The sequence below is a fragment of the Photorhabdus sp. HUG-39 genome, from assembly GCF_963878365.1.
Classification (GTDB): domain Bacteria; phylum Pseudomonadota; class Gammaproteobacteria; order Enterobacterales; family Enterobacteriaceae; genus Photorhabdus; species Photorhabdus kayaii.
This window is the reverse complement of sequence record NZ_CAWNWY010000072.1, coordinates 1-5,092: the sequence shown is the minus strand read 5'-3', so window position 1 is coordinate 5,092 and position 5,092 is coordinate 1. Positions and strand designations below refer to the sequence as shown.

Annotated in this window: 4 protein-coding genes; 1 reads left to right on the top strand and 3 read right to left on the bottom strand. The window is 58.1% G+C overall.

All coding sequences use genetic code 11. The annotated features are described in order from the left end of the window. Positions 1 to 611: 611 nt before the first annotated feature. Genes xerC through AAC155_RS23745 form a run of 3 tightly spaced genes read right to left on the bottom strand, consistent with a single transcriptional unit; the run spans position 612 to position 4,491 of the window. Positions 612 to 1,610 (bottom strand): site-specific tyrosine recombinase XerC, encoded by a 999-nt coding sequence (gene xerC, locus AAC155_RS23755; RefSeq protein WP_113026505.1) that lies wholly within the window; start codon positions 1,608 to 1,610, stop codon positions 612 to 614. A 48-nt stretch (positions 1,611 to 1,658) separates the two neighbouring features. Then, positions 1,659 to 1,820, bottom strand: coding sequence for a hypothetical protein (locus AAC155_RS23750; protein ID WP_158536637.1), 162 nt, complete (start codon positions 1,818 to 1,820; stop codon positions 1,659 to 1,661). A gap of 10 nt (positions 1,821 to 1,830) precedes the next feature. Further along, the gene (locus AAC155_RS23745) at positions 1,831 to 4,491 is read right to left on the bottom strand and encodes a CHC2 zinc finger domain-containing protein (protein WP_113044382.1); all 2,661 of its coding nucleotides are present in this window, start codon (positions 4,489 to 4,491) and stop codon (positions 1,831 to 1,833) included. 100 nt (positions 4,492 to 4,591) lie between these two features. On the opposite strand from AAC155_RS23745, the gene AAC155_RS23740 reads away from it, so the two are divergent. Beyond that, positions 4,592 to 4,984, top strand: a complete 393-nt coding sequence (locus AAC155_RS23740; protein WP_021327089.1) for a helix-turn-helix domain-containing protein — start codon at positions 4,592 to 4,594, stop codon at positions 4,982 to 4,984. The last annotated feature ends 108 nt before the right edge of the window (positions 4,985 to 5,092 follow it).

Sequence of the window (5,092 nt, the reverse complement as noted above, 5' to 3'; positions counted from 1 at the left end):
GGGGCTGCACGGGGCGGAGATGGCGAGCACGGGAATGAGCAAGGAGCTTGCGACTGCGAACCGGGCGCAGCCAGTGCAGCGGGGTTGGGGTGGGGGCAATAAATTGCGGCCAGCTTGCTGGCCTGCTTTCAGGGCCGTTGACCTTGACGGACTGACCGGCAACGGCTTAAGGCGGATGTTGACACCGGAGCCGCCACGGACGGCGGCGACTGCGGTGGCCGGTTTTGGCACCGCGACTGACAGCAGCGGGCGCAGCCCGGTGCGCCTCTGGGGCTGAGAAGCCCCACCCGGCGGCCAGCCGCGCACCGTTGTTGAGGTGACCGCGCAGCGCCCTTGGGTGGGCGGCGCCGACATAATGTGCCGTTGCGCGTTGGCGGGCTGTTCAGGCCCGCTTTCGTGTAATGCCACATTATGTTCATTGGGGGCTGACCGGCAACGGTGCTGACAGAGGACGCGACGGCTTAGCGCCGGGCGGCCACCATTTACCGCCGGACACGCCGAAGGCAGGGAGGCAGTCTGTGCGCAGGGACGCGCACAGTCTGCCTTTCACCTTTCCCACGAGACTGACAGAGGGCCGGCTAACATTAAGATTGTCCGGCAACACAGCGCGTTCAGACCGGCTTCGGGCTGTCCGGCTTAGCGCTATCCGCCTGCTTGTCGTCTGGCGGCGTGGCCTGCTTTGACTGCCGTTCTGCCGGGTGGGTCTGCTCATGCACGGCTTTTAAGTGACCGATAGCTACGCGCGTATAGATTTGGGTGGCGTCCAGACTCGCATGACCTAATATCGCCTGGATGTGCCGGGTATCCGCGCCGTTCTCTAACATCTGCGTCGCCATGCCGTGCCGGAACAGATGACAGCCGCCGGGTTTGTCGATGTCGGCGCGATGAAGGGCGTTGCGTACTATCTGGGTCATCGTGCCCTCAGCGAGCGCTTTGCCTCGCTGTGACACGAACAGATACCCCGGATCGGGTCCCCATATCAGGCGCGGGCGGACATCATTGAGGTAACGTTGCAGCCAGTGCTGTGCCGATTCGCCGAACGGCACCACCCGGTCTTTGCGCCCTTTGCCCTGCCGGACAAACAGCATGCCGCGTTCAAAGTCCACATCACTGACCTGCAACCGCTGGACTTCTGAACGCCGGATGCCGCTGCTCCACAGCGTTTCCATCACGGCGCGGTCACGCACGCTCAGCGGGTTATTATCGTCGGTCAGGCTCAGGACGTGACGGGTTTCCTGCTCACTGAGCATGCCCCACGGTAAACGCCGTTCCGGGCGCGGCAACTCCAGTTCCCGCGCCGGGTTATACAGCAGGTGTTGCCGCTTCGTCAGCCAGCTAAACAGGTTACGCACACTGGTCAGCTTTTTCACGAGCGTGCTGGCCGTGAGGGGGCGACCGTGACGATTTTTCTGCGTAGCCAGTCCCCGTTGCCAGCTTTCCAGCTGGGCGAAGCTCACCTGCTGCGCAGTGGTGAGCCCCCGTTCGTCACACCAGCGGACGAACTCCATCAGGTTACTCCGGTAATGCGCCCGGGTTTCCCGCGTATAGCGCAGAGCGTCGAGGTGTTCAAGGAAGTGCTGGATGTGTTGTCTGAGTGTCGTTGATGCCATGAGAAGCTCCTGTCTGTGTGATAAGGAATGGGATTACGATGTGTTGATTTACGCTTCACGGAACTGTGTTTTTTGATGTTGTCCGACCGCTTTGCCATGAAGCCTTGTGGTGCCTGCCTTGGCGCTGATTTTGTGTATCCGACCGCCCACCGACCATGCCCCGACTGATGGGCGACCGCTGATGCTTTTACCCCGACCGGAACAAGTCATACCGGTCCTGTCACGGCACGATAAGGCCGCACAAGTGCGCAGTATCACGGTCTTCACCGTCAAACAGCAGTTCATAGGCGAACGTCAGCCCGCGCCGGTGCAACAACAGGTATTCCATTTCAACCAACCGGGCGAGATGGATTTTCAGTTGCGTATCGCCCCACTGCACCGTGTCGCGCAACTGTTTGCGGGTAAAAATCATTTCATGGCGCGGCTGGCGGCTTTCCCGTATCCATGCCTGTATCAGCATGAGTAACTTGCGCGTCTGAGGCGGCATTTCATCGAGCGTGCGGCCTAATATCTCGTGCGCCAGCTGATTGGCGAGCCGGATATCGTCCTGGGTCACTTCGATGTAGTCCAGCTTTCGGCCGCGATGTTCGGTGGTCTTGATTTCCCGCTGGTACTGATGCAGCAGGGCAATGCTCTGGATGAGCGTCAGGTACTTCATATGGTCACGGCGGGTGCGGGTTTTGTCAGACATAAAGGTCAGCTGATGCGCATACGGATTGACCACATTTAACGGTTTCAGCAACCGCTGGGCGTTCTGGTGAAGCGCGGTGAGATAGTCCCGCTCGTTCTCGGCCAGTAACCCTTCGAGGGTTTGTTTGTGGCGCTGCAACGTATGGATGGCTTCGGTCTGCTCACGCGATTCATTCACGGTCAGCACCAGACAGCGATTTAATAACTCTTCATCCACATCAATGGCGGTGGTGGTTAACATCAGCATGACCGGCCCTTTCACCGTGTAGCTTTTGGTCACCAGATTGCCCGTGGCTTCATCTTTGCCCGTGCTCGCCATTGTCAGCTCGCCGTCCGACTGCAACAGCTTCAACGCATAGGCGGCCTGCCGCACCCCTTCTTCTTCGGCAATGGCAAGGATTTTATGCTGGAGATTGGTTTCCCCCAGATAGAACAGGCTTTGCCCGGTCATAGCGCTGTACTGGAGGCGTTCCTCTTTTGGTATCAGGTTCAGCACGGCGTCCATCAGTGACGATTTCCCGGCGGCGCTGCTGCTCTGTATCAGGACGGCTAAGGGTTTGGGCAGTTTACGGCTCACCGCCGCCAGATAGGCCGCCAGCAGATTGGTGGATTCGCCGACCACGCCACAGGCGGCTAAATCGGACGTGATGCGCCCGACCAGTTGCGGGTCTTGCAACAAGGCCAGCGCGGTCTGCTGTTCATCGGCACTCAGGGATTTGCCCGCCTGAACGGTTTCTCCGGCGGCCCACGAGCGTTGCTCCAGCACCAGTAATACCCGCCCCAGCTCACGCTTAATCAGCGTTTCCGGCAGGGCCAGCTCCTGAGTGGCCTGACGCACGAACCCCGCCCGGGCACGGGCGCTCAGGATATCGAGGCTGTCCACAAACAGCGCTCCGCTGTTTTTATCCACGACCTGCACATTGACCTTCATCACCGCCCCGATTTTCTGCGGTACGCCGCGCAGCCGCCATTCCTGCCCATCCTGCTGGATAACGATATCCCCGTTTTCTGCTAACGTGGTCACGACGCCCGGTTCGGGCACTAATGCCGCCGAAGAGACCGGCACGACCGCCGCAGTATTTGGGTCTGCCGGCGGCATTTTCGCCGGCTCACCGAGCCATTGTGCCGCCTCCAGTAACTGACCGAAGGCGTTTTCGGGGTTCGCCACCTCGCAGCTAAACCGATTGGCATCGCGGCCTTCGGGGAATACCACCCGCCAGACATCCAGCCCCGCCAGTTGCAGTGCTGCCGCCAGCGCGGCGGCGGCTTCATTGCCGGCTTTGTCATTGTCATAGGCAATATGCACCTGTCTGACACCGTGCTGTCGGAACGCCTGCCGGTGAGCGTCGGTGAAGCCGTGTACCCCATACGAACAGGTCACATGGCGATAACCCGCGCACCAGAAGGACATCGCATCAATCAGGGATTCACACAGAATAACCGAGGCCGAACCGGCCAGCCCCGCTTCATTCCAGACGCCGCCATGCGCGCCCGGCAGATACAGATGCAACGGCGTGCCTGCCCGCAGACGGTCTGTGATTTTGCGGCCATAGATTTCGTGTATCTGGCCGTGCATCCCGATAACGGGCACCACTAACGAGCCGCTGAAGTGTTCATGGCCGCTGTCACGCAGTAACCCGATTGCCTGAAGCTGAGAGCGGATTTCGGCCCCGGCTTTGAGTTTTTTATCCGGCAGCCGGTAGCCGAGCGTGCGGTTGGCAAAGCCGAGTTTAAAGTGGCTGACCAGTTCGGGATGGTCGAGGCGGCGTTTTTTCAGGTACTGCTGAACCTCCGGGGACGTCAGTAAAGTCTGATGATAGAACTCAACCACCCGGGTTAATAATGCCTGCCGTCCGGCTTCTTCTGCCACGGAGGGAACCGCCGGCAGCGTTTCCACGGCGGGGTTGGCCCCCAGTGCTCCTCGCAGCCGTTCACAGGCATGACGCAGGCTGAGCCGCTCGGTTTTCATCACCCAGTCCAGCACGGAGCCGCCGGCATGACAACCGAAGCAGTGATACAGATTTTTGGCGGGTGACAGCACCATTGACGGGGTTTTCTCCTCATGGAACGGGCACAGCAGCACGTAATCTTTGCCGCGTTTAACCAGCTGTCGTCCCTGTTGTTCCGCTACGGCCACTAAGGAGACGGCGGCTTTCAGGTGCTGTAATTCGGCTTCGGGAATGCGGGCCATATCGTTAATCCTTTAAAAAATACGTCAAGGTCTATATTGACCTATTTTAAACAGGACATTAGAATGCTTTCAAGAATTAATTTTCAGGAGGGGATTTAGCATGTGGAACAAACAACTAACTTGGCTATGTTTGTCCATGACTGATTTTGGTAAAAACCTCTCATCTATTCGTAAATCAAGGCAGTTAACACAACTGAAACTGGCTGACCTGTTAGATATTCAGCCCCGCATGGTGGGGCGCTGGGAACAAGGGAAAGCCAAGCCTCAGTTTGATTACATCATCAAGCTGGCGCAGATATTAGAGGTCAGTATTGACCATCTGTTACTGGGTGATAAAGGCAGTGCCGCCCCGGAGTTTGATATCAAAAACAAGCGGCTAAAAGAGTTGTGTAAACAGGCCGATGCATTGAAGCCGGAAGATCAGGAAGTGATTTGTCATTTTCTGGATATGGCTATCACACAAGACAAGATAAAGCAGGTGATTAAGCGATAATCTGTTGATATTTAGCGCGGGGATAACGGGCTGGCACCCGTTACCGCCGCTTACCACAGCAACTATAGGAGTAGTGACTATGGCTAAGGCGCATTCTAAAGCAGAAGC